The following is a 26,085-nucleotide window of genomic DNA, read 5'->3' on the forward strand; positions in this document are numbered from 1 at the left end:
ATATTAACGCGTATACGCTTCAACGCTTATACGCTTTTAAGCACTAAAGTAAATATAAGATAGAAAAAGCCCCCTGTCAACCCTGCGAATTCGGAAGACGAGCCCGAATCGACCGGCATCGTTGGCGCTCGGCTTCTTGGGGCGATGGTGCAGGGCCGCATAGGGCGGCTTATACTTACCTTACATGTGAGCTCGAACCAGCCTGCGCTTGTCCTTGCGTTTGGCGCTGTAGACCGTCAGCGCGTATCGGATCAGGAAGTAGCAGAGCAGGCCGAGCAGGACGCCGTCGACTATCCCTCCGACAATCAGCTTCAGGTTCGTCAACAGCAGTCGGTTGACCCATTCGGGCACGAGCGGAAGATGGAAATCGAGATGCTTCGGCAAAATCCACCCGCCCATCTTCGAATTCGGGTATATCATCGGAATATAGATCACCTTCCCGATGACGAAGCCGATGAGCGCAGCAGGCAGATTGCCCCGCAGCAGCAGGCAAAGCGGGAAAATCAGCACGAACGCGACCCCCAGCGTCGGCAGCGTGAACATCTCGACGGCAATGCCGATCGCGAAGCCCATGGCCACAATGGAAGGGCCGCCTTTCGCTCTCAACAGCATGATATACTTGTACTTCAGCCAGCGGACAAGCGAACGCAACCCGCGCATAAGATGCTCCTTCCATGACGCAGACGGCTAACAGGCCGCCCTTACAGACTCGACTCCGCCGATTTGATCTTGACGTTGGGCAGCAGCTTGTTCGGGTTAACGGTCCGCTTGATCGGCCAGGTCGACGGATCCGACGAGTCGAACTGCTCCAGATAAGCGATCACTTCCTTCGTCAGCGCGGTAGGCGTCGACGCTCCCGACGTCACGGCCACGCGCTCGAGCCCCTGCAGCCATTCCTGCCTAATCTCGGACACGTCCGCGACCCGATAGGCCGGAACGCCCGCGATCTCCTGGGACACCTGCGCAAGCCGGTTGGAGTTGTTGCTGCGCGGATCGCCGACGACGATGCACAGCTGAGCCTCCCCGGCCTGGTTCGCGACGGCCTCCTGGCGAACCTGGGTGGCCAGGCAGATTTCGTTGTGGATTTCCGCGGTCGGGAATCGGGCCAGCAGCAGCGCCATCAGATGCCGGATATCCCACTGGGACATCGTCGTCTGGTTCGTAATGATGATCCGCTCCGTATCCAGCTGCAGCTTCTCGATGTCCTCCTCGCGCTCGATCAGATGCACGTGGCCGGGAGCGATCCCGATCGCGCCCTCGGGCTCGGGGTGATTTTTTTTGCCGATGTAGACGACCTCGTAGCCTTCCCCGACCTTCTCCCGGATCAGATCATGCGTCTTGGTTACATCCGGACAGGTCGCGTCGACGACAGTCAGCCCCTTCTCCCTGGCCCGCTTCCGCACCTCCGGAGAGACGCCGTGCGCCGTAAAGATGACGGTGCCCCGGTCGATCTGTTCCAGTATATCGAGACGGTTGGCCCCGTCGAGCGTAATGATCCCTTCGTCCTTGAACGCTTCCGTAACATGACTATTATGCACAATCATTCCCAATATATAAATCGGCCTCGGCAGCTCCAGATTTCTCGCCGTCTGAAGCGCCAGAACCATAGCGTCGACGACGCCGTAGCAGTAGCCTCTCGGCGATATTTTCACGACTTGCATGGCCTGCTCCCGCTTTCTCGCCCTGAATGCGTTCCGACCTGTCATTGGTCTTAAGTCGTGGGCGATCCGACTCTCTGCGTCTATTATAGCCTATTCGGGAAACCGGGGAAAGGAGCCCACCCCCGTAACGGCCGGAAGACGACCGAGGACGCTGCCGCATTCGGCAGCGCCGGTCGTCTTCCCCATCCTCAAGCCGGCTCGACGGGCGCATTCGACCGCACCGGAAGCCATACCGTAAAAGTCGTCCCTTCTCCCCGCTTCGTGTTCACTTCGATACGGGCATGATGCATATCCGCGATCCATTTGGCGATGGACAGCCCGAGCCCCGTGCCCGACGTTTCCCCCCGAGACAGATCGGCGCGGTAAAACCGTTCGAAAATGTGCGGCACCTCTTCCTCGGCCATTCCGATGCCGGTGTCGGCTACCGACAAGCCGACGGCTCCGTCCCGCCGGGCGGCGAAAAGCCGAACGATGCCCGAAGGCGTGTACTTGAAGCCGTTTTCGATCAGAATAAACAGCAGCTGCAGCAAGTAATCGCGGTTGCCGCGCACCTTGACCCCGTCAAGCGCGTCGAGAGGACCGACCATCCATTCCGCCTTCCTCGGCAGGAAGGCCGCCCGCCTCTCTGCCTCTTCCGCGAGCGGGCGCAGCTCGACGTCGCTCATCTCCATGACGTAGCCGGCATCCGCCCTGGCCAGCGACAGCAGATGGTTAACGAGTCCGCTCATGCGGCGCGCTTCTCCGGCGATGTCGCGGATCGACTCGAGCGACATGTCCCGCTTCTCGGACTCCGACAGGGCAGACGTCGCCGGGACGACGCGCGCTTCCCCCTCGTCTGGATACGACTGCCCTGAATCGCCGCTGGACCAGATTTTCTCCAGCAGATCGACGTTGCCCCGGATCGTCGTCAGCGGCGTTCGGAGCTCATGCGACGCGTCGGAGACGAAGCGCCGCTGGGCCGCGTTGGAGTCCTCCAGGTTTTTGTACGCGCGCTCCACGCCCGAAAGCATGGCATTAAGCGTATCAGTAAGCCGGCCGATTTCGTCGTTCGGCTTCTCCCGCGGAATTCTCAGGCTCAGCTCGGAACCGCTCTGTATGCGTTCGGCCGCTTCCGTTACGCGATTGATCGGCATCAGCGCCTTGCGGGAGAGGAACATCCCGAGCAGGAAAGCCGCGATCAGACCAGCCGCTCCGGCGAACCACAGAATCGTCCGCAGCTGATGAAGCAATTGCTCTTCGCGTCCCGTCCAGGCTCCGACCTGAAGCAGCCCGACGACGGTATCGCCATAGACGATAGGCTTTTCCAGCACGATGAAAGGAACTCCCTCGACTTCGCGCTTCACGAAAATGGACTTATCGGAGCTAACCTCGTTTTGCCTCGGAAACGAAAACGTAAGCTCCGGCCTATTCGCCGATGGTCGCATATTCGGAGTTTTGTCGTCGACAACCCCTACGATTGTCGGCGTATAGTTAACGATCTGAATAAAAAAGGAGTTGTAATCGATCGCGCTTCTTAACACTCCGCTTAGATTAACTCCTTGCCCTATTCTGCCCTGATTCGTCATTCGGACCTGAGTCTCATCGCTAATGCGCCTCAACTGATCCTTTAACGAAGACATCGTATTGTTCTGAACGATTCCGTAAATAATGACGCTAAAAGCAACCAAAGTGACCGCCAGCAGCCCTGAGTACCACAAAGTCAACCGCAGCCGGATGGACATGCTCAGCTTTCTCCCTTCAGGACGTATCCGGCTCCTCTGACGGTTTGAATCAGCCTTCTCTCCCCGTTCTCCTCGAGCTTCTGCCTGAGCATCGCGACGTATACCTCAAGCACGTTGGATTCCCCGCTGTAATCGTAGCCCCATATTCTTTCCATGATCAGGTCGCGCGACAGCACGCGCTTCGGATTTTGCATGAACAGATGCAGCAGGTCGAACTCCTTGGCCGTCAGCTCGATTCGCCGATCGCCGCGCATCGTCTCTCGCCCGTCCACGTCCATGACCAGATCCTCGAAGCGGTATTGGCCGCCTTCCTCCGCTCTGTCCGGCCGTCTTCTAAGCAGCGCTCTGACGCGGGCCATCAGCTCTTCGAGGGCGAACGGCTTCACCAGGTAGTCGTCGGCGCCCAGATCGAGCCCCTTGACCCGATCCGTCACCTCGTCCTTGGCGGTCAGCAGCAAAATCGGCGAGACGATGCCCGCCTCGCGCAGTCGTCTGCACACCTCCCAGCCGTCCATCTTCGGCATCATCACGTCAAGGATGACCAGATCGGCCGGCTTCTGTCCGAGCCGCCTCAGCCCTTCCTCTCCATCCGCCGCCGTCGTCACCTCGTAGCCCTCGAACGCCAGACTGCGCCTTAGCAGCGCCGTAATTTTCTCGTCGTCGTCAATCACCGTAATATGGGGTCTCACCAGGATACTCCTCCTCTACCAACGAGAGCGGGATACCCGGATTCGGTTTCCCGCTCTTTCGACTCGTAGGCCAAGCTTTACTGCTGTACGTTAAACTCGTTTTTGTCGCCAATCTCGACGAAGATCTCCAGCTTCTTCTCTCCGCGAAGCACATCGAGCGTCACCTTGGCGCCGATTTCCTTCTTCTGGATCGCCGCGATCAATTCATCTTTGTTTTTGTAAGCCGTGCCGTCCATGCCCGTAATGACGTCGTATTGGCGCAGATCCCCTCGATACGCCGGGGAGTTGAAGATCACTTCGCGCACGAACGAGCCTTTCGTGTCCTTGTCGATGCCGAGCTGCTGCGCGATCTCTTCGTTCACGTCCATCAGCGTCGCGCCGATGAACGGTACCGGCTTCTGAGGAATTTTCGTGTTCGATTTGAGGTTCTCCAGCACTTCCGTAATCGTACTCGTCGGAATGGCGAATCCGATCCCTTGCGCCTGCGTGCTGACGGCCGTGTTGATGCCGATGACTTCGCCGTTCAGATTCAGAAGCGGTCCGCCGGAGTTGCCGGGGTTAATCGACGCGTCGGTCTGCAGCAAATGCTGGTACTTCCGCGTTCCGTTGCCGTCCTGAATCGTAATCTCGCGTTCGTTGGAGCTCAGAACGCCGACCGTAATCGTATGCTCGAAGCCGACCGGGTTCCCGATGGCGACGACCCAGTCGCCCATGTTCATGCTGCTCGAATCGCCCAGCTTCAGCGTCGGGAAATCGCTGCCCTCGATCTTCAGCACGGCCAGATCCAGCTCGGAGCTCGAGCCGAGCAGCTTGGCGGTGTACGGCTCCTCGTGCCCTTCGACCGTCACCTTGATCTCGTCGGCTCCGTCGATGACGTGCTGATTCGTCAGAATGTAGCCGGTCGAATCGAACAGGAAGCCCGAGCCCATTCCGCTCTCCTGCAGCTCGCCGCCGCCCTCGCCGCTGCGATTGCCCCGATAGTTGTCACCGAAAAACTGGCGGAAAAACTCGTCCTCCCACGTCATTCCTTGGCGAGATTTCGCATACGTCTCTACTTTTACAACAGCGGGAGAAGCCTGCTCGAAAATTTTGGCGATGTTGTTCGGCCGCACGACGTCTTCGTTGTTGCCGACCGGATTGCTGACCGGCTTCACCGTAGTTTCCTGCGTTTGCGGCGATTGGCCGAACAGCTCGCCCGTAAACCAGTTTTGCCGGTCGGCCGCATACATCAAAGCGCCGACCACGATGACGCCCGCCAGGAACGAGGCGAAAATCGCGCGGAACGACGTTCTGCGCGGAGGCTTGGCGCCCCAATCGTTCTTCGCCGGTCCTCCCGATACGGTGAACGGCCGATACTCCCTGGCCCCGGGCGCCGCTTCCACGATGCCGACCGATTCCTCCTTGACGCTCTCTCCCTCGTAAGACCTCTCGGATCTGCCGAAAGGACCGAACGTATACGGCTCCGCTTCCCGGCGCGCCTCCCCGTTCGAATCGCCTGCCTTCTCATATGTGAATCCTTGCGGCTGTTCCGTTTTCTTGTTTTCGTCTTCCATAGGAATAACCTCCTTCGCAGCCTTTAGAGGCTGTCGTCGTTCTGATCTTGTATCCGTATCATAAACCCTCTTCCTTAAAACTATCTTAAACCGAAATGAAGACGAAGTAAAAGTCGGAAAAAATCGCTGAAAAAGCGCATGCGCCCCCGCAATTGCGGAAGACGCATGCACTTCGCGGCCGCGGACCGTCATGGCCGAGGATACAGCGCCTCGACCTCGTCCAGCTTGCGGCGGGCTTTCTCGATCCATACGTTCCCGATTTCGTCGTCCGGATCGGCAGGGTCGGAGAACTGGTTGATCAGCCCTCCGAGCGTGCCCGCCCGCGCGCTGTCGTCCAACCCTTCCTGATAGACGTGCTTCAGCACGAACGGCTGGCCGAACCGAATTTCCGTATCCATCGGCTCGGCTTCTCCGTCCAGCTTCCCCGCCGTGACGTCGAACGGCAATCTTAGCCAGACTTGACGGTTCTCGTCCAACGCGCAGTCGAACGATCCGTGATCGTACTCCCAGTTGCCCCCTAAAGCGAAGCCTCGCTGCGAAAGCAGCTCGCGCGTAATGCCGTAATCGTGCACTTGCGAAGTCAGGGAAGATTCTAGAACGCGCATGCTGAAGATACCGCCTTTTTTCTTACTAGACTTCCCTTCTGCCTCGTCGTTTATCCTTCTTCACGCTCAGGCTTCCTTGACCCAGCCGTTGCGGTGCGCGAAAATCGCAAGCTGCGTCCGATCCTCGAGCTCGCATTTCATCAGCAGGTTGCTGACGTGCGTCTTGACCGTCTTGATGCTGATGTGCAGCTCGTCGCCGATTTCCTTGTTGCTCCTGCCCTCGGCAATAAGCAGCAGCACTTCGCGCTCGCGCTCGGTCAGCCCTTCGACCTCGGCGCCGGCGGAACGCTTGCGCAGTCCTCTCGTCAGCGCTTGCGACACGTCCCCGCTCATGACCGGCATATTTTTGACCGCGCCTTGCATCGCATAGATCAATTCGTCGGCGGATACCGTCTTCAGCACATAGCTGACCGCTCCCGCTTCGATGGCCTCCACGACCTTCTCGTCCTCCAGAAAGCTCGTCAAAATAATGATTTTCAGGCCCGGATATCTTGCGAGCAGCTCCTTGGTCGTCTCCACGCCGTTCATCTCGGGCATCATCAGATCCATCAGGACGATCTGCGGCATCTGTCCGTCAAATCCTCCCCGCTCCAGCTTCTCGATCGCTTCGGGCCCCCCGCCGGCTTCTCCGATGACCTCAAATCTCGAATCCAGCATCAGGTAAGTTCGAAGCCCCATCCGCACCATCTCATGGTCGTCGATGATCATCACTTTCCAGGTCGTCTCTGCTCCCGTCACTCCGTATCCGCTCCTTGTTCCTTGTCTTCTCCGTCTTTTCGTTGTTCGTCCGACTCCGGGGCGAATTTCGGAACCGACACCCGAACTCTCGTCCCCGAGCCCGGCTTCGTGACGATCTCGGCGTCGCCTCCCAGCTTCTGCGCGCGTTCCCGCATCGTGGACAAACCGTATCCCCCGGCCCTGACTTGTCCGCCTTTGAAGCCCAAACCGTTATCCTCGATCGTCAAGGAGATTTGCGAGCCCGTATCACCGAGAGACAATCGAACGCTCTGCGCCTCCGCGTGCTTGACGACGTTCGCCATCGCTTCCTGAATGATAAGGAAGAGCTGATGCTCCTTCCCTTCCGATATCCGTTCCCCGATCTGGATGTCCAGCGTCCCCTGCAGCCCGTTCTGCCGGCAGTAATCGGGAAACCAGCGGCCCAGCGCCTCTTCCAGCGTCTTGCCCTGCAGCTCCATCGGCCGCAGCTGCGCGATCAGGCCGCGCATCTGCTTCTGGGCCGTCGAGGACATCGCGATCAGCTGCTCCATCACTTGCTGCGCGTGCTTCATATCCTTCTCAAGAAGCTTGGGCAGAGAGGAAGCGGACATATGCAGCGCGAACAGCTGCTGGCTGACGGTGTCGTGCAAATCCCGGGCCAGACGCTTCCTTTCTTCGAGCACCGCGTCCTCCGTAGAGATCATTTCCTTCAGCGCTTCCTTCTCCCCGAGCTGCTGCAGCAGCTTGATTCGCGACTCCAGCTGCCCCATCATCACGTTGATCTCCCGGTAAGCTCCGGAGAAGGCGTCTCCTTCCTCCAGCGGCAGACGATAAGACCAGTTGCCGGCGGAAGCATGCTTGATCGCGAGCTGCAGCTGGTCGATCTTGCGCTGCGTGCGTTGACCGATCTGGTAGGTTACCGCCATCTGCAGCACGGCCAGGCTTCCCGTCCAGGTGAGCCACGTTTCCAAATCCGGCGCGGAATCGGTGAATACGATCATGACGTAGTACAGAACGATCATCAGCAGGATCGTGGCCAGACCCGTGTAGATCGAGGAGGCCCATTTGCTCGACCGAACCTTTCTGACCATCGGTTAACCTACCTTCGTAACGCGCACGTCGCCGATGAAGCTGCTGACCACCAGGATGACGCGTTTGTCGGCATCGGTGAAATACGGCGTTTCGACGCTCATCTGATTAAACAAGCCGCCGCGCTTCTGCCCCAGCACCTTCACGTCCCCGATCAGGCTGCTCGATACGACCTGGATGCCGATGCTCAGATCGTTGGGCACGAACACCTTGACGTCGCCGATGAAGGACGAGACGTTGACTTTCGTCTCTCCGACCGGAATTTGCGCCTTCGTCAAATCCAGCGTCGTATCTCCGATAAAGTGGGAGATGTCCATCGGGCGAAGCTCCCAGTAGTCGTTGCCGAGATGAACGTCGCCGATGAAGCGGCTGTGCGAATTTTTGCACGACGAACTCCAGGCTTTCGAATCCCACCATTCGTGGTGGCCGGAATCGCGATGACCGGAGCTGTTCTTCCAGCTGCCGTAAGGCTCCGATTGCGGCGGTGGCGGCGGCACATGCTCCCCGCGGGGAGGCTCGTATCCGCCCGGCTCCTGCGGTCGGGGTCCCTTGCCCAGATGAACGGAATGCCTTCTCTCGAACTCCTCCAGCTCGGGAGGCGCCGGCGGCGGTCCCGGAGGCGCCGGAGGAACGGGAGGCTCATGAGGCGAGCCCGGATGAACGGGATTCCAGCCTTCGTTCTTCGATTCGGAGCCGCGGCGGTTCGGACGGTCTTTCTTGAAAATCAGGCTCAAGCCGAACAAAATGATCGCGACCGGACCCAGAATCCGGATAAAGTCGCCGAAGCTCCATTCCAGCAGCCCGAGATTTCGACCGAGGAAATAGCATCCGATGATGACCGTCACCAGATTCCACCAGACATGCTGCAGCAGGATGCCCTGCAAGCCGAACACGATCAGCGCAAGCGGCCAGTAGGTCCGAATGAAATCCCCGATATCCATCGAAATCAGGCCGACCTGATTTAACAAAAACACGACGCCGATGACGATAATAATGGCTCCCCATAGCAGTCGGTGTAAGATTGACGTATTCATATTCCTGTCCTCCAACTCGTTGCGATTGTTAACCTGTTGTACTCAGTATAACGAAACCGGCAGCAGGCACAACAGCGGCGCGGGGTGGAAGTTGGCCTCGGTCTGCAGACCGATACGCCGGACAGCCCAAGCATAAACGGCTTCGGCGGCCTCACGAAAAAAAGACAAGCCTTCCCGAGACGTACCCTCAGGAGAAGCTTGCCCTTTCTGCCAATCCGTATCTGCTGCCCGGAAGATCACGATACGGCGATGTCGATGCCGACGACGCCGATCGTCGTTCCGTCGCTTGGTCTCAGCGGCATGGATACGGTCAAGCACGGCTTCTTCGTGATCGCCGACACGTATACCTCCGACACGAACGTCTCCCCGTTCATCGCCCGCTTCCACCATTCTCGCCCTCTGGCATTGAGCAATCCCGCCGCGGGCTCGGAGAACACGAAGGAGCCGTCGCTGCGGTTGGACCAGATCGCCTCCATGCCGGACGAACGCTTCAGCCATCCTCCGAGCAAGCCGCGATGAGCCTCCTCGGACATGGCCAGCAGATCCGGATCCGATACGATCGTGCGAAGCAGGTCGGTCCACCGCGCCGTATCCGATGAGACGCTGCCTTCCCATACGCGGCCGCCGGTGCTCTGCACTGCCGATACGAGCTCGTCGGCCGACTCCTTGAGCTCCTCGGAGACGCGGGCCAGATTGGCGATCTCCGCCCGCTGCCGAACGTTCTGGGCCAACGTCTCGTCCACGCTGCTCAGCGTCAGGCCGACGGTCTCCACGACATCCTCCAGCATCGAGCTCGCAGCCCCGGTGCGCTCCGCCTGCTCGACTGCGTATTCCAGCGTCTTGCCGACATGCTCGTCCACGCCCAGGAAGGAGTTAAAGATCACATCCATCCGCTCCCGCGTCTTGTTCATCTCCTGCAGGCCGAGCGCGACCGACTTCTTCTCCCCTTCCACCGAGCTGACGACCTCGCGGATGCCGTCCTCGATGCTCTGCACGATGCCTGTCGAATTTTTGATCGCCTGGGCGCTTTGTTCGGCCAGCTTCCGAATTTCCTGCGCGACGATGGAGAAGCCTCTGCCGTGCTCGCCCGCGTGAGCCGCTTCGATCGCGGCGTTCAACGCCAGCAGCGACGTCTGGGAGACGATCTCCTGTATCCACGCGTTAATCTCTCCGATCTTGGACGCCTGCGCGATCAGCCCGCTGACCCGTCCCTCCATCGTGCTGTGATTGCGAGACAGATCGTTCATCACCTCGTCCGTGTGCGTCAGAGACCGGCACACCTCGACGACGACGTCTCTCGCCTTCTTGCTCTGCGCGCTCAGCTCTTCGGTTACGCTGCGAATTTCCTGGGAAGAAGCGGACACTTCCTGCAAGGAAGAGAACGCTTCCTCGAGCCGAGTCATCGCGGACTTGGCATGCTCCCGCAGTTTCTCCTCCTGCTTCGCCGCACGATCGGCGATTCCGTCGAGCTGGCTCATGCTGGAGTCCACTTCCGACACGGCCGCCTGCAGCCGGTCGGCAATGACGACCGCCTCTTCGATCATCTGCCGCAGAGCTTCAGAATTCGCGCCGTCGGACGCATCGCCGCCAAGAACGGCAACGCTTCCCGGACCCGGCCCGGCCGAACTTCGATCGTTCGTCTGCTTGCCTTCACCCCTCAACCAACGCCGCCATTCCCCCATCTCCACCACTCCAAACGTTTTTTGTCACATTACGTTAGTTTTCCTAACATTATATAAGGTTTATTGACAAAAAGAAAGGGACCTGATCGGCCCCTTTCCGATTAACGCGTATTCGTAAAGCTTCCTGGCAAACTTCCCGACGCGATTCGACTTCATTTACTACCGCTTGGGTTGGTTCTTCTGGGCGGCCTTAGCGTTCGCCGCGCCGTTGTTCTCGTTCAATTCCGAAGCAAATTCTTCCTGATAGGCATTCGAGTTGCCCAGCTTCTGCTTCTTGTTCTTTGCCACTGTCTCCCTCACCTCCACCCATAGCATGGACAGAGGAAGTTGGCTTTATGTATGCCTGCTCTCGTCTTCGGCCTGCGTTCTCAGCCGCGCCTTCCCTCGATGAATGCGCGCCTTGACGGTGCCGACGGGCAGATCGAGCGCAGCCGCAATCTCGGCATCCTTCAGCCCGTAATAAAACTTGTACAGCAGCAGCGTTCTGGTCGACGGATCGAGCCGTCCGAGCAGATCGGACAGTTCCGTCATCGATTCCGGCTCGAAGACGAACGTCGGACTGGCAATCTCATTCTCCAGATCTTCGTAGTTGGTTTCATGCCGTCTAGCCCGGTTCGCGTTCGATGCGAGATTGTAAGCGATTGCTTTCGCCCAAGGAATCAGCTTCTCCTTGTCCCTTAGTGTGGATCTCTTCTCCAATATCCGCACCCAGGCCTCCTGCACGACATCCACCGCATCGCTTTTATGCCACAGCTTATGGCGCACGACCTTTAACATCTGGGAATAAAGCTCGACCAACACTTCGTCTTCCGAGCGAAACGCTTCCGGCAAATGAGAATCGCGGAGGAAGTTCATGTACCCAGCCACCCCTAAACGGATGCAATATTGAAGTATTCCTATTCTATCATAACCGCGATAAAAAGAGAATATTTTACATTTTGTAGAAAATTACCGACAAGCGCCGCCACGAGGGCAGCATAAAGCGGCTGCTTCCTGATAGCAGGAAACAGCCGCTCCGGACGCTGGCGTTCAGTCTGCGCGCTTGGACGCTATTTCGCCGGTGATGCGGGCCGCGAATTCCTCCAGCGACTGCGGGCCGAGATCTCCTTCTCCGCGCCGGCGCACCGAGACGGTGCCGCTGGCGGCCTCCTGCTCGCCGATGACGAGCATGTACGGAATTTTTTCAAGCTGCGCTTCGCGAATTTTGTAGCCGAGCTTCTCGTTGCGCAAATCCGACTCGACGCGGACGCCGGCAAGCTGAAGCTTCTCCTCGACCTGCTTCACGTAAGGCTCATAAGCCGCGCTGACCGGGATCAGCTTCGCCTGCACCGGGCAGAGCCAGAGAGGCAGCGCGCCCGCAAAATTCTCCAGCAGAAAGGCGGTCATGCGCTCCATCGTGCTGATGATGCCGCGGTGAATGACGACCGGGCGGTGCTTCTTGCCGTCGTCGCCGACGTACTCGAGCTGGAAGCGCTCCGGAAGCAGCACGTCGAGCTGCGCGGTCGACAGCGTCTCTTCCTTGCCGAGAGCGGTCTTGATTTGCACGTCCAGCTTTGGCCCGTAGAAGGCCGCTTCTCCTTCGGCTTCGAAAAACGGCAGCCCGAGCTCCTCGACCACCTCGCGAAGCATGCGCTGGGACGTTTCCCACATCTCGTCGTCCGGCCAATACTTCTCGGTATCCTTAGGATCGCGATACGACAGGCGGAAACGATATTCCTTAATGCCGAAATCCTCGTACACTTGGCGAATCAGATTAACGACCCGGGTGAATTCCTCCTTGATCTGATCCGGACGGCAGAAAATGTGAGCGTCGTTCAAGGTCATTGCGCGCACGCGGTGAAGGCCGGTCAGCGCCCCGGACATTTCATAGCGGTGCATCGTTCCCAGCTCGGCGATCCGAACCGGCAGATCGCGATAGCTTCTCATATCGCTTTTGTAGACCATCATATGGTGAGGGCAGTTCATCGGACGGAGCACCAGCTCTTCGTTGTCCATTTCCATCTTCGGGAACATGTCCTCCTGATAGTGCTCCCAGTGCCCGGAAATTTTGTACAGCTCCACGTTGGCCAGTACCGGCGTATAGACGTGGGTATAGCCGAGCCTCTCTTCCAGATCGACGATATAGCGCTCCAGCGTCCGGCGCAGCTTCGCCCCGTACGGAAGCCACAGCGGCAGGCCTTGGCCGACTTCGCGGGAGAACGAGAACATTTTGAGCTCGCGGCCCAGCTTGCGGTGATCGCGCTTCTTTGCCTCCTCCATAAAGTGAAGATGCTCGTCGAGCTCCGCCTTTTTGGCGAAGGCCGTGCCGTATATGCGCTGCAGCATTTTGTTTTTGCTGTCTCCGCGCCAGTAGGCTCCCGCGACGCTGAGCAGTTTGAACGACTTGATGCGTCCGGTGGAAGGCAGATGCGGCCCGCGGCACAGGTCGAAAAACTCGCCCTGATCGTAGATCGTAATCGCGACGCCCTCCGGCAAGTCCCGAATCAGCTCCAGCTTCAGCGGATCGTCAATCTGTTCGAAGATGGCGATCGCCTCGTCGCGGCTCACCTCTCGCCTCGTGATCGGCAGATTCTCTTTGACGATTTTCTCCATTTCCTTCTCGATCGCCGGCAAATCCTCCGGCGTGATCGACTGTTCCATGTCGATATCGTAATAGAAGCCGTCCTCGATCACCGGTCCGATGCCAAGCTTGACCTTGTCGGCGCCGTAGACCCGCTTGAGCGCCTGGGCCAGCAAGTGCGCCGTGCTGTGCCGCATCACTTCAAGCCCTTCCGCTTGGTCAAGCGTGACGATCTCCAGCGCGGCATCGCTTGCGAGCGGCGTATTCAGGTCCACGACCTTGCCGTCCACTTTACCGACGACGGCCGCCTTCCGCAGCCCGGGACTGATCGATTGCGCGATCTCTTCGACGGTTACTCCCGCCTCGTAAGAGCGAACGGCTCCGTCCGGGAATTTAACTTGTACTGACATTCCGAATGCCTCCTTCATAAAATGGCCGGGAAAATAAAAAAAGCACCTCGTCCCGAAAGGGACGGGTGCTCGATACGCGGCCCGTGGTTCCACCCTCCAATCAATCGGCGCCTGCGCCGATCCTCTGGCATGCGTTAACGGTCATGACCCGGCAGAAAATACTGGCGCGTCCGGCTTGGCTTGCGCCGACGGCTTCCTTCCTGCAGCTCGAAAGGGGTATCTGTCCGTCGGTAGCGGAAGGAGCTTGCAGCCGGGGCTCCTCTCTCTGGACCGTCCGTTTCAGACAGCGTTGTCTTTCTCATCGCTTTTGGATTGTGGATTGATATCGTTCATTATAGCGACTGCCGGCGAGATCCGTCAAGTCGTCTCCCGATCAGTGAGCGGGCAGTTCGGGGGACAGCGCGGCCCGATCCCCGAATATGCCGATGATCGTCCGAATGACTTGCGATTCCGGCTCCGGCGTATGAATGTATAGCTGACGGGGAGACGCGGCGAGCAGCCGGCTGACGATCAGGCTTTCCTCCTCGGCCCCTTCGCTGCTCTCGCCCCCGCTCCTTTTTGCACCGTCCTTCGGCCCGCTCCCCGTTTCTGCGACCTGCTCGAGCGGGCGCATCTCTTCGTCGAGCAGTCGGAAGGCGTGACCTCCGGCATGCATAACATGAACCGTCGACGTTCTCGTCTCCTGCCACTCCACCATCGATTTGAGTAAAGACATGAATTCCTGATATTGTCGCTCCAGCATTCTTTCTTCGACGGCCGCTTCGGCCGCCTCCTTGACCTCGGCCCTGTAGTCGCCAAGCCGAAAGCGAAGGAAGCCCTCCAAATTCAACCGTTCGTGATCTTCCAGGTAGCGGGAAAATCGGGCGGCCAGCTTCTGCAGCCTTCGCTCTCTGCCCCGTCCCATCCAGCCCCCGAGCGTGTCCGGTTCTCCGTCGAGCAGCGACACGGCTTCCGCGATCAGCGCATCGGCCTCCATCTCGTCCCTCAACCCGAACTTCGAACGAAAAAGCTTCCTCAGCAGGGCAGGCTCATGCTCCGACAGCGTATATTCCGCCAGCACCCTTCCGACGCGATCGCAGGAGCTCTTCTTGCCCTTCGGACCGGGACCGATCGGAAACTGGCAGCGAAGAACGCCGTCCTCCTGACTCAGCTCCCACTGCACGCTGTCGACCCGGTTTTCCGCGTTGACGAACGCGCGGCTCAGCATCCCGGCCAGCCGCTCCAGCGAAGGAGGATCGCTCGCATAAGCCACGACGAATTCCATCTTCTTCTTCATCTCCCCGCCTCCATTCTTCCGACTCGATACTTAACTATATGGTGGCCCAAAAAGGGATATACGATGGCCGATCGTTTATGGTATATTTTATAAAGTTTGATCGAGAGAGGACGTCTCTATGTCTTTACCACCGTTTTCCGTACACCAAGAGCGCTGGAATCGGTTGCTGCTGCAGAGCTACTGGGTCGTGTTCTTGCTGTCCGTCGCTTTGGAGTTCCTTTTTTTACAGGTTACCGATATTCCGGCCGGCCCGTTCATCAGCATGTTCATCGTCAGACCGACGGTCATTATGGGAACGATACTCATCACCGCTGAGATCAGCGTTCGCTGCTTTTCTAGATATCGCGATTACATCCTCATTACGACCGCCGCCTTGTTAATCAGCACGATCGCTTTCGTTCATTCCTCCTTGGAGTATCTCCTGTTCCTTCTGTTTTTCCCGATATTAATCAGCATTTTTTATTTCCAGTACAAGAAGCTGCTGTACGCCATACTGATTTCCGGGATCGCCTTTATCGCTCTGCTCGCCAGCAATCGGGAAATCGGCGAAAGAATGACATGGACAGAAGGACTTACTATGGGAATTATACTGCTCGTCTATAGCGGCATCGGCTTCGGCATTCTCGCCAGGGGGCAGGAGCTGCTGGCCCATCTGCGCAGCTCGTACGAATCGAATCAGGAGCTGCTCGTGCGCACGATTCTAATGGACAAGCTGGCCAAGACGGACGCGCTGACCGACACGTACAACCATATGGCCTACCATGAGTACAAGGACGATCTCGTCGCCCAGGCCGATCACGGAACGCTGAAGCTGCACCTGGCTATTTTGGACATCGACAATTTCAAAAGCGTGAACGACACGTTCGGCCATAAAGCGGGGGACTCCGTATTAAGGAAGGTCGCCTCGATCGCCAGATCGAAGACGGGAAGCAACGATTTTATCGCCAGGTACGGGGGAGAAGAGTTCGTCATTCTGTTTACGGAGAAAAGCTTTCAGGAAGTGTTCGAGCTGGTGGAAGGCATTCGTAAGGATATTGCCTCCGCTTCCTACGAAGCGCTCGGCGACAGGCGCGTTACGGTCAGCATCGGCCTTAACGCTTACGTTCCGGGCATGGGCAAGGAGGAGCTGTTCCGGCTGGCGGACGCGGCTCTCTACGAGGCGAAGCATTCCGGCAAAAATCGCACCGTCGTCGCCGATCCGGCGAAGCTCGCCTCCAGTCAGGGCATATCGTGAAGGGGTGCGCCTCAGCTCTTGCTCGCTAAGGCGTACCCCTTTTCTCGGCTTTGCTTTAATTTTGCATGACGTAGTCTTTGGAGACGGTCTCGCTTTCGCCGTACACCTTCAAAATCTCGTATTTCGTGTTGCGTTGGGCGGGAATTTTGCCGCTTTCGCGAATGAGCTTAAGAATCAGTTCGATGTTGACTTTATGCGTCGTGCCGGCGGCCGATACGACGTTCTCCTCGATCATCGTGCTGCCGAAGTCGTTGCAGCCGTACTGCAAGGAGAGCTTGCCGATCTCCGGCCCCATCGTCACCCACGACGATTGGAAATTGTCGATATTGTCGAGGGCGATCCGGCTGATCGCCAGCGTCTTGAGATATTCCTCCGGCGTCGCCTTCTCGCGCTTCATGTTCGTATTGTCCGGCTGGAACGTCCACGGGATGAAGGCCAGGAAGCCCGGGGAAGGATAGCCGTTGTTCAGGCATTCGTCCTGGGCGTCGCGAACGCGCAGCAGGTGCAGCGCCCGCTCCTCCATCGACTCTCCGAAGCCGATGACCATCGTCGCCGTCGTATTCATGCCGATTTTGTGCGCGGTCGTCATCACTTCCATCCAGTCTTTCCAGGAGCCCTTCAACCGGCTGATTTTTTTGCGCGTCCGGTCGTCGAGAATTTCCGCACCGCCGCCCGGAAGCGAATCGAGACCGGCTTCATGAAGCTGGCGGACGACGTCTTCGATCGGAATGTTGCCGGCGACGACCTGCATTTTGCGAATTTCCGCCGGAGAGAACGAATGCATCGTAATCTCGGGAAACCGCTGCTTGATCCCGCGCAGCAAATCCAGATAATAGCTGAACGGCAGATCGGGATTCGTGCCGCCCTGCATTAGAATTTCCGTGCCGCCGACGTCGACCGTTTCCTGGATTTTACGGTAGATCGCCTCGTCCGGAAGCACATAGCCCTCCTTGGAGCCCGGCGGCCGGTAGAACGCGCAGAATCGGCAGTACACGTCGCACACGTTCGTGTAATTGACGTTGCGGCCGACGACGAACGTCGTGATCGGCTCCGGATGCTTAGCCTGCATGATCCGGTTGGCCGCATGCCCCATCTTTTCTATCTGATCGCTCTCGAACAAAGCCACGATGTCCTCCAGCTGGAGACGTCGGCCCTGCAGAGCGCCTTCCAAAATCCGGTCCACTTGACTCATCCTGGACCCTCCTCCTTCATGGACTGCTGTCCTGTTCAAACCTGACTTCATCGTAACATACAAACACCGCAGCAGTCACCTGAGCGGAGACGAGTCTGCGGCGCTTTGCCTGGCAATTGTTTCAGCTTTTTGAACTTTTACAGCTTCGCGCGCCCTCGCACCGCCGCCGCAAACTTCTCCAGCGCTTCCAGCAGCAGCGCCCGCGGACAGGCCAGATTAACGCGCAAGTAGCCCGCCCCCTGCTCTCCGAATACGGAGCCTTCGCTGAAGGCGACGCCCGCTTCGTTGAACATGAGCCGCTTCAGCTCCTCGGGCTTGTTCGAGAGCGCGGTGCAGTCCATCCAGACCATGTACGTTCCTTCCGGCTTGATCGCCTTCACCTGCGGCAGATGCTCCTTCACGTAAGCCAGCATCGCGTCCCGGTTGCCCTCCAGGTAGACGAGCAGCTGATCCAGCCATTCGTCGCCGTGCGCGTAGCTCGCCTCGGTCCCGGTCAGCCCGAAGTACGACTCCATATGGATGGACAGCGTCTTGATCGCCGCATTGTATTGTCGGCGGGTGTCCGCGCTTGGAATGACGACGGCGGCAGCCTGAAGCCCGGCCAGATTAAACGTCTTGCTCGGCGCGATGCAGGTGATCGAGCCTTGCGCGCTCGCCTCCGACAGGGAAGCGTACGGAACGTGCCGATGGCCGGAGAAAACGAGATCGTGGTGAATTTCGTCGGCCACGACGAACACGCCGTGTTTCGTGCAGATTTCCGCGACCTTCTCCAGCTCCTCGCGCGTCCAGACGCGCCCGCCGGGGTTGTGGGGCGAGCACAGGAGCAGCATTTTCGCCCCGTCGGCCGCCTGCTTCTCGAGCAGCTCGAAATCCATCTCATATCGGCCATCGCGCAGCACGAGCGGATTGTCGACGACCTTCCGGCCATTCATCCGAATGACGTCGTAGAACGGGTAATACACCGGCGATTGCAGAAGGATGCCGTCTCCCGGCTCCGTGAACGTCTGCACCGCCACGCTCAGAGCGGGAACGACCCCCGGACTGGAGGAGAGCCATTCCTGATCGACGGACCACCCGTGGCGCCGGGACAGCCAGCCGACAATCGCGTCGTAGTAAGCCTGCGTCCGCACCGTGTAGCCGTATATTCCGTGTTCCGCTCTTCGCTTGATCGCATCGACGACTTCCTTCGGCGCTTCGAAGTCCATATCCGCGACCCACAAGGGCAAAATATCCGGACGCCCGAAAAGCTTCTCGGATTGATCCCACTTGTAGCAAGCCGTCCCCGTCCGGTCGATGCGTCTGTCGAAATCATATTTCATGCCGTTCTATTCCTCCGATCCGTATTACCCGTTGATTTCCCGCTCTGCGGCTTCGATCGCCTGCCTGAGGTCCTCCATAATGTCGTCCGCATGCTCGAGTCCTACGGAGAATCGGAGCAGCCGGTCGTCGACGCCGACCGCGCGGCGGATTTCTTCCGGAATGTCGGCATGCGTCTGCACCGCCGGATACGTCATGAGCGATTCTCCTCCGCCCAAGCTTTCGGCGAAGGCGATCAGTTGAATATGACGCAGAATCGGCTCGATCGTGCGGGCGTCCTTCATTCGGAAGGAGAAAATGCCGGTATTGCCGGAGGACTGCGCCTTCTGAATCTCGTGTCCCGGATGATCGGGCAGCGCCGGATAATACACCTCTTCTACGGCAGGATGTCCGTTCAGCCATTGGGCGATTCGCGTCGCGTTCTCCTGATGGCGTTCCATCCGCAGCGCGAGCGTCTTCATGCCGCGCATCAGCAGCCAGGAATCCTGCGGACCCAGCACCGCGCCGATCGAGTTATGCAGGAACGCGACGTTGGCCGACAGCTTCTCGCCTTTCGTGACGATCAGTCCGGCCAGCACGTCGTTGTGGCCTCCCAAATATTTGGTCGCGCTGTGCACGACGATATCCGCCCCGAGCTCGATCGGTCGCTGGAAGAACGGGGTCAGCAGCGTATTGTCCACGATTGTAAGCAGACCGTTCCGCTTCGCCCACGCCGATACTTTGGCGATATCCGTCACCATCATCAGCGGGTTCGTCGGCGTCTCGACGAGCACCGCCTTCGTATTCGGCTTGCGGTGAGACTCCAGAGCGTCCAGATCGTTCGTATCGATATACGTCGCCGTCACGCCGAATCGGGACATGACCTGCTCCAGCAGGCGATACGTGCCCCCGTACAAGTCCAGCGACACGAGCAGATGGTCTCCGTAGCTGAACAAGGAGAAGACGATCTGCAGCGCGGCCATGCCGGAGCTCGTCGCGAACCCGGCGTCGCCGCTTTCCAGATCCGCCGCGGCGGCCTCCAGCACGGCGCGCGTCGGATTTTTGGAACGGGAATAGTCGTAGCCGGTGCTCTGTCCCAGCCGGGGATGACGGAATGCGGTCGACGGGTAGATCGGGAAGCTTACCGCTCCGGTCTGGGGATCGCTCTGAGACCCGATCTGGGCAAGACGGCTTTCAATCTTCATACAGGTGGTTTCCTCCTAACGATTCGAGTGGGGCTTGGCTTTGCCGAGCTCGTACGGCGTAGCCTGGTAGACGTAATAGTTCAGCCAGTTGGAGAACAGCAGGTTGCCGTGAGCGCGCCAGGTGGACATCGGGAATTTCGTCGGGTCGTCGTTCGGAAAGTAATTTTTCGGAACGTTGATTCGCAGCCCTTTGGCCTTGTCGCGGTCGTATTCCCATTTCAGCGATTGCGGATCGTATTCGGCATGACCGGTTACGAAAATCTGCTTGCCGTCCTTCGACGCCGCGATATAGACGCCGGCCTCTTCAGACTCCGACAAAATATCGAGCCCCGGAGCGTTCGCGACGTCCTCTCTCAGCACCTCCGTGTGCCGCGACTGAGGCGCGTAGAACACTTCGTCGAAGCCGCGAAGCAGCGGCGTGTTCGGCTTGGCGACGCCATGGGCGAATACGCCGAACATCTTCTCGGGAAGCGGGTGTTTCGGAATGCCGAAATGGTGGTACAGTCCCGCCTGCGCTCCCCAGCAAATATGGAACGTAGACGTCACGTTATCGACCGTCCAATCCATAATTTCCTTCAGCTCTTCCCAATAATTCACTTCCTCGAACGGCAGATGCTCGACGGGAGCGCCGGTAATGATCATACCGTCGTACTTCTCGTCCTTAATATCGTCGAACGTTTTATAGAAGCTGGCCAGATGCTCGGCGGACGTGTTCTTGGACGTGTGCGTCTTCGGATGAAGCAGCACCGCCTCCAGCTGCAGCGGCGTATTCCCGATCAGGCGGAGCAGTTGGGTCTCCGTCGTTTCCTTGGTCGGCATCAAGTTCAGGATCGCAATTCGCAGCGGGCGAATATCCTGATGATACGCGACGCTTTCGTCCATGACGAAGATGTTCTCGCGAGCCAGCACTTCCTTGGCCGGCAAGTGGTCCGGTACTTTGATCGGCATGTTCATTCCTCCTCGAAGCGAAAATTTCCGCATGCGAACCCAAGCAAAAACGCCTTCGGCGTCCTCTAGACGCGGAATCGCGTTTTTGTCGGAGGTGATTCAGATAAGGATAGCGCATTTTATACTTTCTGAATCACCAAGCATAAACGGCTTACGCCGTCCTTGGGACCGGCGGGATAACGTTTATGTCGGAGACGATTTCAGATAAGGATAGCGAATTTTATCCTTTCTGAATCACCAATAAAAAACGACCCCGAAATAAGTTCAGGGTCGTGTAACCATCAATCGTACGCGCGCCCCTCTCATCTATCAGAAACGAATATCGTTTCCGCAAGAATTAGCACCGTGCGTCTACTGACTACGCCGGTTGCCGGGCTTCATAGGGCTAGTCCCTCCGCCTGCTCTTGATAAGATGGCCATCATTATTCGGTTGTCGGGAAAGCTACCCTTAATGTACCCGAAATCGCGAGGACAGTCAAGGGATCCTTTACCGCTGTGACCGTCGGCCGCCGCCGCTGAAATTCTCCTTGAAACGTTCGGGGGGTGAGGATTATACTTATCACGTTACGTCAACTGCAATGTTCGACAAAGTCCATCGGACTGCAAAAGGGGGGAGCCGGACATGGAAGGCGATAAGCCGAAGCCGGATGGAAATCACATAGGCAGGGCAGGATCGATTTCCGTCGCGGGGAAGCTGGCGAAGTCCGGCTTCTCCGGATAGAGCTTCTATAGGTTCGGGCGGAGTTCGTCCTGCATGAACGGAAACGGACATGCAAAGGAGCGATTCCCATGAAAATCAGACTTGTTAACAACGGCGTATTTACGGCCATCGACAACGTCGAGGATGCGCTGCAACCGCCCAAAAACGGATTCTACTGGATCGACGCGGACGTCGACGATCTCGTCGTGCTTCAGCCCCTGTTCGGGCTTCACGATCTGGCCGTCGAAGACTGCTTGACGGAAGAGGAACAGCGGCCGAAGCTGGAAATTTACGAAAACCAGTATTTCCTCGTAATCAACAGCATCCGGTTCGACGACGAGGAAATTTTCCTTCGCGCGCTGAACCTGTTTCTCGGCCGGCATTACCTGATCACCGTCACCCGCCAGAAAATCAACGAGCTCCGCAGCGTCAAGCCGATCCTGTGGGAACAGGCGGTCGATTCGGCGGACCGGTTCCTGTATCATCTCGTCGACCTCGTCGTCGACAACTATATTACGGTGGGAGACCGGATCGAGGCCCGCATCGAAAGTCTGGAAGAAGCGATTCTCATGCATACGAAGAAATCCCATCTGACCGAAATTATCGGTCTCCGAAGCGAGATTCTGTGGCTGAAGAAGGCGCTCGGTCCTCAGCGCGATCTGATCGCGACGCTGAACAAGAAGGATCTGCGTCTCATCGACAACGACCTGCAGAAGTACTTCGGAGACATTCACGAGAACGCGGTAAAAATCTACGAGACGTTCGAGACGTATCGCGACTTGATGGGCAACTTGCGGGAGGCCTATCAATCCAGCCTCGCGAGCCGCGCGAATGAAATTATGCGCGTCTTTACCGCGCTGACGACCATCTTCATGCCTTTAACTTTTATAACAGGGATCTACGGAATGAATTTCGATTTTATTCCGGGCATGCATTACGCCTATGGCTCGGTCGTTCTGATCGGCTGCATGGCGATCATCGGCCTGGGCATGTTTTACCTCTTCCGCAAGAAGGATTGGCTATGAGCCCCGGGGAGCCGGCGGTCTCCGGCCGCTCGGTTTAAGGGAGATTCCGGCGTCGAATCCGGGATCTCCCTTTTTGTTAGGTGTCGGCGCCCGAACTCAGATCGCCTGAGCCGCCGCCCGCCGGCGTCGGATCCGCACCATCCGCAGCTTCTCGTACTTCGCCTCCGCTTCGTCTGCGGAGCTCGCCTCGCCGTAGACCTTGCGCAGCAGCGGCTTCAAATACCGGTCGCCCAGTTCGCCGATCGCCTCTTCGATTCTGGCCGCTTCCTCCTCGGGCAGCTCGCCGAGCTCCCGCTCCACGAGCGGCAGCACGTCGTAGCCTTCCTCGTCCAGCCGCTCGATCCGCTCGACAAGCATGCGTCTGGCACACTTCAAGTCGCTCTCCAGCTGCGCCAGCGTTCTGCCGTCGCGAATGCCTTCCAGAAGCGTGCGCTTCTCCTTGACGATCGCCAGCTTCTTGCCGTACTTCTCCTCCTGGAGCCGGAACATCCATGCCGACAGCTGATCGGCGCTGACCGCCTGGGGAACCCATTCGTGCAGCGGATACGAATGCTTCCTCTCCATGCCCTGAAGCAGCGAGACGATCTCGGCCCCGTACTTCTCGGTCTTGACCTTCCCGAAGCCCGGAATCTGCCCCAGCTCGGCCAGCGTATGCGGCAAATAGACGGCCAGCAGCTGCACTTCCCGATTCGTCGCGATCAGATAGGCCGATTTCTTCTCCTCGATCGCTTTCGCTCGCCTCCAGGCCCGCAGCGTCGAGACGGCTTCTTCCGCCTCGCGGGAGTCGGCATAGCATTGAAGCAGCTGCGGCAGCGCCTGGCGGCGCTCCCAGAACGGCACCTCCTCCAGCATGCCGTCCAGCAGCGGTCTGAAGCCTTCCTTCAACTTAACGGCTACTCCGTGGCGGAACGCCGCCAGCAGCTCCTCCCAGCTCATGCCTTCGTACCACAGATCCTGCACCTCCGTCTCCGAGCTGCCCTGCAGCGCGCGCCAGCCGACGCTCCAGACGCCCTGCAGCTCGCCGATGAACACCTGCGCCCGCTCATCGGCATGCCCCGTAACCCGCTCGAACTGATTCAGAAACACAACCTGCATCCTGATTCCTCCTTGGCCGCATTCGGCGGCTTGCTCATATGCGTTCAAGCAGCAAGGCCGGTTCGGGAACATACAAAAAGCACCCCTCGCCGGTTGGCGATGGGGTGCTTCCTCCATCGTGCGAACATTGAACAACTTTAGATTATCAAATCTATCCAGATTAGGCAAGACCCCTTCATTGATTTATAATAGGATCGAGAGCTGCCCTCAAGGAGGATTTATTCGCATGACGCTGCCAGATTACGATTTTCTGTCCGATTCGACGGAGCAGACGTCGACCCGCTTCGTCACTTTCATCACGCCCAGCCTCAAGCGCTTCGATCTGGCGATATTGACGACGAACCGCTTTTACGGCAAAAAGTTGGTCACCGACCTGATGTTCGGACGCAGCGCCATATTGGGACCGGACGACCTGGAGGAGGAGGGCGTGCTGGAAGCGGCGTTCCGCATCTCCGAGGAAGAGGCCGCGGAGCTTGCCCGTTTTTTGACGCTGGTGCTGGGCGCCGTCAACTTTACCGACTAACGGGAGCCGGGAGCGGACAACCTAACGGGAAATCCGATGACAAGGAGGATCCGCCATGCCCCCGTTCTTACCCGAGAACAAAAGGCCGACGACCGATCTGGCGACGGTGGAATCGCAGCGCAACGACTTGACCGCCGAGGAGTTTCCGGAAGGCCCTTACGGCTCGCCCGCTCCGATGCGCGCGATCGGCAAGAGCACGCCGTGGCGCGACGATCAGCGCCCGCCCAACACGTACGCCTACGAGAACCGCGAGCTGCACGCGGGTCTGGAGCGCGCCTACCCGGACGAAGACAACATTCCGGGCCGGAACGCAGAAGAGGACATCACCTAGCAGGACCGAGGCCCGAGGTTGCGGCGAATTCGCCGGATTTCGGGCCTCGGCTGCTTCAGGGGAAGCTCCTCTCCATGCGGGCGATTCGCCCCTATCTATCGCCATAACCGCCGTTAGCGCAAATTCGGGCCAAACAGAAGCACGTTGCTCAGGCTGCGCCCCGGCGTGAACAGCTGGACGCCCTGGGAATAAAGGCCCGCGGACGCGCCTCCGTCCAGGCCCATCGCTTCGACCGCCCCCTTGGCCCGCAGCAGCTGGGCGACCTCCCCGTGCGTCGCCGAGCCCGTCGTCGCCATGACTACTTTGCCGTCCTTCGTCAACCCGATGGCGCTGCGGGCGGCGCGCTTCGCGTCGGAGCCGTCCTTCTCGACCACCTTGCCGCCTTCGATCAGCTTCGGCCAGGCGTGCACCGCCGTGACGACGTCGTTCCAGCCGGACAGCCGGCCCTCCGAATTCGAATACGTCACGCGGTAATGAGCCTTCCGGCCGATCTTGAACGTGTTATTCAGCGCCGACAGACTCTCTCTCTGATTCACGATGACGAAGCCGTCGCGCGGAATTTTGACGTTCTCGTTCTTCGTCACCTTCGCTACCTTGCCGGCGCTGACGACGATCATCACCCCTTTGTCGGTGCCGATTCGCGTCCCGTACTCTGGCGTATAGATCGTCGTGCCGCTGCCGCTTCTGCGGTTGACGTAGCTCGCCTTCCAGCGGCGCTCGACGTCGTACAGTCCGTCCAGGCCTCCGTCGATGCTCGGCGCCGCTTCCTCCAGCCGCGCCGTTCCGTCTGCCGAGAAAGCGATCATCGTGCCCGCGCTGCCGGTATTGAAGAGCAGCTCGCCGTCCTTGACCAGCGTCCCGTACGGCATCGGCACTTCGCCGTTGTACGCGGCGAAATAAGTTCCGTTAATCGCGTAGCTCGCCTGATTTCTCGTCACGATCGCCTTCATCGCTTCCGCGCTGCCCAGCGCGTCTTTGCCGAGCCCGAGGCCGGCAGGCATCCCCTTCGGCAGCACGATCGTATTCACGTACACCTGTCTGCCGTTCACCTTCGTCTGTCGCGACTCCGTCTTCGGCGCGAAGGCCGGCTTGAACTTGACCGGATCCACGACCTGCAGCCGGAAGCTGCAGACGGCCGCCGGACGATCGGGCCCGGACGCCGTAACCTCCACCTGCGTCGACCCTTTGGCCAGCGGCACGACGACGCCCTGCGACGTCACGCGGGCCAGCTTGGGATTGGCCAGCTCGTAGTACAGGAACGGCTCGTATTGAAAGTACGCGTCCAGGCTGGCTTTGGCGTTTAACGGCAGCCTTACCGTCTCCCCGGGACAGACGAGCGCCCCGTCGTCCGTCTGCCGCGCTTCGACGCTTGGCGTCTGCTGCGCTTCCCCGGCCGGTGACGCCCCGCCCCCGGCTCCCGAATCCGCCCCCGCAAGGACGAATCCGAGCGCTGCCGCGCCCAATGTGCGAGCTGCCAGACGAAACTTCTGATTTCTCACGAAAAAAGACCCCTCCAATCCGAATAACGTTATTTTCGGA

24 protein-coding genes and 1 riboswitch are annotated in these 26,085 nt (G+C 58.8%); of the genes, 4 read left to right on the plus strand and 20 right to left on the minus strand.

Annotated features, from left to right (window positions below):
* Positions 1 to 180: 180 nt before the first annotated feature.
* The 14 genes from ACFO3S_RS15180 to ACFO3S_RS15245 all read right to left on the minus strand — a co-directional run bounded on the left by ACFO3S_RS15180 (position 181) and on the right by ACFO3S_RS15245 (position 14,997).
* On the minus strand, positions 181 to 660 hold the full coding sequence (locus ACFO3S_RS15180) for a DUF2062 domain-containing protein (RefSeq protein WP_378097683.1): 480 nt from the start codon (positions 658 to 660) through the stop codon (positions 181 to 183).
* Positions 661 to 701: 41 nt separating this feature from the next.
* Complete coding sequence (locus tag ACFO3S_RS15185; protein ID WP_378097685.1) at positions 702 to 1,661, minus strand: 4-hydroxy-3-methylbut-2-enyl diphosphate reductase; 960 nt, start codon at positions 1,659 to 1,661, stop codon at positions 702 to 704.
* Between the two features lie 188 nt (positions 1,662 to 1,849).
* Complete coding sequence (locus ACFO3S_RS15190; RefSeq protein WP_378097687.1) at positions 1,850 to 3,382, minus strand: sensor histidine kinase; 1,533 nt, start codon at positions 3,380 to 3,382, stop codon at positions 1,850 to 1,852.
* Between the two features lie 2 nt (positions 3,383 to 3,384).
* Positions 3,385 to 4,071: a response regulator transcription factor gene (locus tag ACFO3S_RS15195; protein ID WP_378097689.1), complete on the minus strand. Its 687-nt coding sequence runs from the start codon at positions 4,069 to 4,071 to the stop codon at positions 3,385 to 3,387.
* 77 nt (positions 4,072 to 4,148) lie between these two features.
* Positions 4,149 to 5,624, minus strand: coding sequence for a S1C family serine protease (locus ACFO3S_RS15200; protein ID WP_378097691.1), 1,476 nt, complete (start codon positions 5,622 to 5,624; stop codon positions 4,149 to 4,151).
* A gap of 188 nt (positions 5,625 to 5,812) precedes the next feature.
* Positions 5,813 to 6,229, minus strand: a complete 417-nt coding sequence (locus ACFO3S_RS15205; RefSeq protein WP_378097694.1) for a YugN family protein — start codon at positions 6,227 to 6,229, stop codon at positions 5,813 to 5,815.
* A 66-nt stretch (positions 6,230 to 6,295) separates the two neighbouring features.
* Positions 6,296 to 6,937 carry a response regulator gene (locus tag ACFO3S_RS15210; RefSeq protein WP_378097796.1) on the minus strand — a complete coding sequence of 214 codons (642 nt, stop codon included), beginning with the start codon at positions 6,935 to 6,937 and terminating at the stop codon, positions 6,296 to 6,298.
* 26 nt (positions 6,938 to 6,963) lie between these two features.
* The gene (locus ACFO3S_RS15215; RefSeq protein WP_378097697.1) at positions 6,964 to 8,037 is read right to left on the minus strand and encodes a sensor histidine kinase; all 1,074 of its coding nucleotides are present in this window, start codon (positions 8,035 to 8,037) and stop codon (positions 6,964 to 6,966) included.
* A gap of 3 nt (positions 8,038 to 8,040) precedes the next feature.
* Positions 8,041 to 9,069: a cell wall-active antibiotics response protein LiaF gene (liaF, locus tag ACFO3S_RS15220; protein ID WP_378097700.1), complete on the minus strand. Its 1,029-nt coding sequence runs from the start codon at positions 9,067 to 9,069 to the stop codon at positions 8,041 to 8,043.
* A 236-nt stretch (positions 9,070 to 9,305) separates the two neighbouring features.
* Complete coding sequence (locus ACFO3S_RS15225) at positions 9,306 to 10,751, minus strand: methyl-accepting chemotaxis protein (RefSeq protein ID WP_378097702.1); 1,446 nt, start codon at positions 10,749 to 10,751, stop codon at positions 9,306 to 9,308.
* Positions 10,752 to 10,910: 159 nt separating this feature from the next.
* Positions 10,911 to 11,039 (minus strand): hypothetical protein, encoded by a 129-nt coding sequence (locus ACFO3S_RS15230; protein ID WP_378097704.1) that lies wholly within the window; start codon positions 11,037 to 11,039, stop codon positions 10,911 to 10,913.
* Between the two features lie 45 nt (positions 11,040 to 11,084).
* Positions 11,085 to 11,606 carry an RNA polymerase sigma factor gene (locus ACFO3S_RS15235; RefSeq protein ID WP_378097708.1) on the minus strand — a complete coding sequence of 174 codons (522 nt, stop codon included), beginning with the start codon at positions 11,604 to 11,606 and terminating at the stop codon, positions 11,085 to 11,087.
* Between the two features lie 174 nt (positions 11,607 to 11,780).
* The gene (gene thrS, locus ACFO3S_RS15240) at positions 11,781 to 13,721 is read right to left on the minus strand and encodes a threonine--tRNA ligase (protein WP_378097711.1); all 1,941 of its coding nucleotides are present in this window, start codon (positions 13,719 to 13,721) and stop codon (positions 11,781 to 11,783) included.
* Positions 13,722 to 14,094: 373 nt separating this feature from the next.
* Positions 14,095 to 14,997: a putative sporulation protein YtxC gene (locus ACFO3S_RS15245; protein ID WP_378097714.1), complete on the minus strand. Its 903-nt coding sequence runs from the start codon at positions 14,995 to 14,997 to the stop codon at positions 14,095 to 14,097.
* Between the two features lie 118 nt (positions 14,998 to 15,115).
* On the opposite strand from ACFO3S_RS15245, the gene ACFO3S_RS15250 reads away from it, so the two are divergent.
* On the plus strand, positions 15,116 to 16,231 hold the full coding sequence (locus ACFO3S_RS15250; RefSeq protein WP_378097717.1) for a GGDEF domain-containing protein: 1,116 nt from the start codon (positions 15,116 to 15,118) through the stop codon (positions 16,229 to 16,231).
* Positions 16,232 to 16,286: 55 nt separating this feature from the next.
* On the opposite strand, the gene mqnC is transcribed toward ACFO3S_RS15250, so the two are convergent.
* From mqnC to metA, 4 genes are all read right to left on the minus strand, one after another.
* Entirely contained in the window at positions 16,287 to 17,423 is a 1,137-nt protein-coding gene (gene mqnC, locus ACFO3S_RS15255) for a cyclic dehypoxanthinyl futalosine synthase (RefSeq protein WP_378097720.1), read from the minus strand.
* Between the two features lie 137 nt (positions 17,424 to 17,560).
* A complete protein-coding gene (locus ACFO3S_RS15260; RefSeq protein WP_378097723.1) occupies positions 17,561 to 18,742 on the minus strand; it encodes a MalY/PatB family protein in 1,182 nt (393 codons plus the stop codon).
* A 24-nt stretch (positions 18,743 to 18,766) separates the two neighbouring features.
* Positions 18,767 to 19,924, minus strand: coding sequence for a PLP-dependent transferase (locus ACFO3S_RS15265; RefSeq protein ID WP_378097725.1), 1,158 nt, complete (start codon positions 19,922 to 19,924; stop codon positions 18,767 to 18,769).
* Between the two features lie 15 nt (positions 19,925 to 19,939).
* Positions 19,940 to 20,872 carry a homoserine O-acetyltransferase MetA gene (gene metA, locus ACFO3S_RS15270; protein WP_378097728.1) on the minus strand — a complete coding sequence of 311 codons (933 nt, stop codon included), beginning with the start codon at positions 20,870 to 20,872 and terminating at the stop codon, positions 19,940 to 19,942.
* A gap of 299 nt (positions 20,873 to 21,171) precedes the next feature.
* Positions 21,172 to 21,286, minus strand: a riboswitch (SAM riboswitch).
* A 375-nt stretch (positions 21,287 to 21,661) separates the two neighbouring features.
* Between metA and corA the strand changes: the two genes are divergently transcribed.
* A complete protein-coding gene (gene corA, locus ACFO3S_RS15275) occupies positions 21,662 to 22,597 on the plus strand; it encodes a magnesium/cobalt transporter CorA (protein WP_378097731.1) in 936 nt (311 codons plus the stop codon).
* 96 nt (positions 22,598 to 22,693) lie between these two features.
* Here the strand turns inward: corA and ACFO3S_RS15280 are convergent, their stop codons facing one another.
* On the minus strand, positions 22,694 to 23,692 hold the full coding sequence (locus ACFO3S_RS15280) for an HRDC domain-containing protein (protein ID WP_378097734.1): 999 nt from the start codon (positions 23,690 to 23,692) through the stop codon (positions 22,694 to 22,696).
* 226 nt (positions 23,693 to 23,918) lie between these two features.
* On the opposite strand from ACFO3S_RS15280, the gene ACFO3S_RS15285 reads away from it, so the two are divergent.
* Both ACFO3S_RS15285 and ACFO3S_RS15290 read left to right on the plus strand, forming a co-directional pair.
* Complete coding sequence (locus ACFO3S_RS15285; protein ID WP_378097737.1) at positions 23,919 to 24,215, plus strand: DUF3055 domain-containing protein; 297 nt, start codon at positions 23,919 to 23,921, stop codon at positions 24,213 to 24,215.
* 55 nt (positions 24,216 to 24,270) lie between these two features.
* On the plus strand, positions 24,271 to 24,546 hold the full coding sequence (locus ACFO3S_RS15290; protein ID WP_378097739.1) for a hypothetical protein: 276 nt from the start codon (positions 24,271 to 24,273) through the stop codon (positions 24,544 to 24,546).
* A gap of 113 nt (positions 24,547 to 24,659) precedes the next feature.
* Here ACFO3S_RS15290 and ACFO3S_RS15295 read toward each other — a convergent pair whose 3' ends face one another.
* Entirely contained in the window at positions 24,660 to 26,045 is a 1,386-nt protein-coding gene (locus ACFO3S_RS15295) for a phosphodiester glycosidase family protein (protein WP_378097742.1), read from the minus strand.
* Positions 26,046 to 26,085: the final 40 nt, after the last annotated feature.

Origin of the sequence: Cohnella hongkongensis (genome assembly GCF_042654645.1) — a bacterium.
Classification (GTDB): Bacteria; Bacillota; Bacilli; order Paenibacillales; family Paenibacillaceae; genus Cohnella; species Cohnella hongkongensis.

Bases quoted from the DNA above. Each gene is read 5' to 3' on its own strand.
- ACFO3S_RS15180 (WP_378097683.1), bottom strand. From the start codon at position 660: ATGCGCGGGTTGCGTTCGCTTGTCCGCTGGCTGAAGTACAAGTATATC.
- ACFO3S_RS15185 (WP_378097685.1), bottom strand. From the start codon at position 1,661: ATGCAAGTCGTGAAAATATCGCCGAGAGGCTACTGCTACGGCGTCGTC.
- ACFO3S_RS15190 (WP_378097687.1), bottom strand. From the start codon at position 3,382: ATGTCCATCCGGCTGCGGTTGACTTTGTGGTACTCAGGGCTGCTGGCG.
- ACFO3S_RS15200 (WP_378097691.1), bottom strand. From the start codon at position 5,624: ATGGAAGACGAAAACAAGAAAACGGAACAGCCGCAAGGATTCACATAT.
- ACFO3S_RS15205 (WP_378097694.1), bottom strand. From the start codon at position 6,229: ATGCGCGTTCTAGAATCTTCCCTGACTTCGCAAGTGCACGATTACGGC.
- ACFO3S_RS15210 (WP_378097796.1), bottom strand. From the start codon at position 6,937: ATGATCATCGACGACCATGAGATGGTGCGGATGGGGCTTCGAACTTAC.
- ACFO3S_RS15215 (WP_378097697.1), bottom strand. From the start codon at position 8,037: ATGGTCAGAAAGGTTCGGTCGAGCAAATGGGCCTCCTCGATCTACACG.
- liaF (WP_378097700.1), bottom strand. From the start codon at position 9,069: ATGAATACGTCAATCTTACACCGACTGCTATGGGGAGCCATTATTATC.
- ACFO3S_RS15225 (WP_378097702.1), bottom strand. From the start codon at position 10,751: ATGGGGGAATGGCGGCGTTGGTTGAGGGGTGAAGGCAAGCAGACGAAC.
- ACFO3S_RS15235 (WP_378097708.1), bottom strand. From the start codon at position 11,606: ATGAACTTCCTCCGCGATTCTCATTTGCCGGAAGCGTTTCGCTCGGAA.
- thrS (WP_378097711.1), bottom strand. From the start codon at position 13,721: ATGTCAGTACAAGTTAAATTCCCGGACGGAGCCGTTCGCTCTTACGAG.
- ACFO3S_RS15245 (WP_378097714.1), bottom strand. From the start codon at position 14,997: ATGAAGAAGAAGATGGAATTCGTCGTGGCTTATGCGAGCGATCCTCCT.
- ACFO3S_RS15250 (WP_378097717.1), top strand. From the start codon at position 15,116: ATGTCTTTACCACCGTTTTCCGTACACCAAGAGCGCTGGAATCGGTTG.
- mqnC (WP_378097720.1), bottom strand. From the start codon at position 17,423: ATGAGTCAAGTGGACCGGATTTTGGAAGGCGCTCTGCAGGGCCGACGT.
- ACFO3S_RS15260 (WP_378097723.1), bottom strand. From the start codon at position 18,742: ATGAAATATGATTTCGACAGACGCATCGACCGGACGGGGACGGCTTGC.
- ACFO3S_RS15265 (WP_378097725.1), bottom strand. From the start codon at position 19,924: ATGAAGATTGAAAGCCGTCTTGCCCAGATCGGGTCTCAGAGCGATCCC.
- metA (WP_378097728.1), bottom strand. From the start codon at position 20,872: ATGCCGATCAAAGTACCGGACCACTTGCCGGCCAAGGAAGTGCTGGCT.
- corA (WP_378097731.1), top strand. From the start codon at position 21,662: ATGAAAATCAGACTTGTTAACAACGGCGTATTTACGGCCATCGACAAC.
- ACFO3S_RS15280 (WP_378097734.1), bottom strand. From the start codon at position 23,692: ATGCAGGTTGTGTTTCTGAATCAGTTCGAGCGGGTTACGGGGCATGCC.
- ACFO3S_RS15285 (WP_378097737.1), top strand. From the start codon at position 23,919: ATGACGCTGCCAGATTACGATTTTCTGTCCGATTCGACGGAGCAGACG.
- ACFO3S_RS15290 (WP_378097739.1), top strand. From the start codon at position 24,271: ATGCCCCCGTTCTTACCCGAGAACAAAAGGCCGACGACCGATCTGGCG.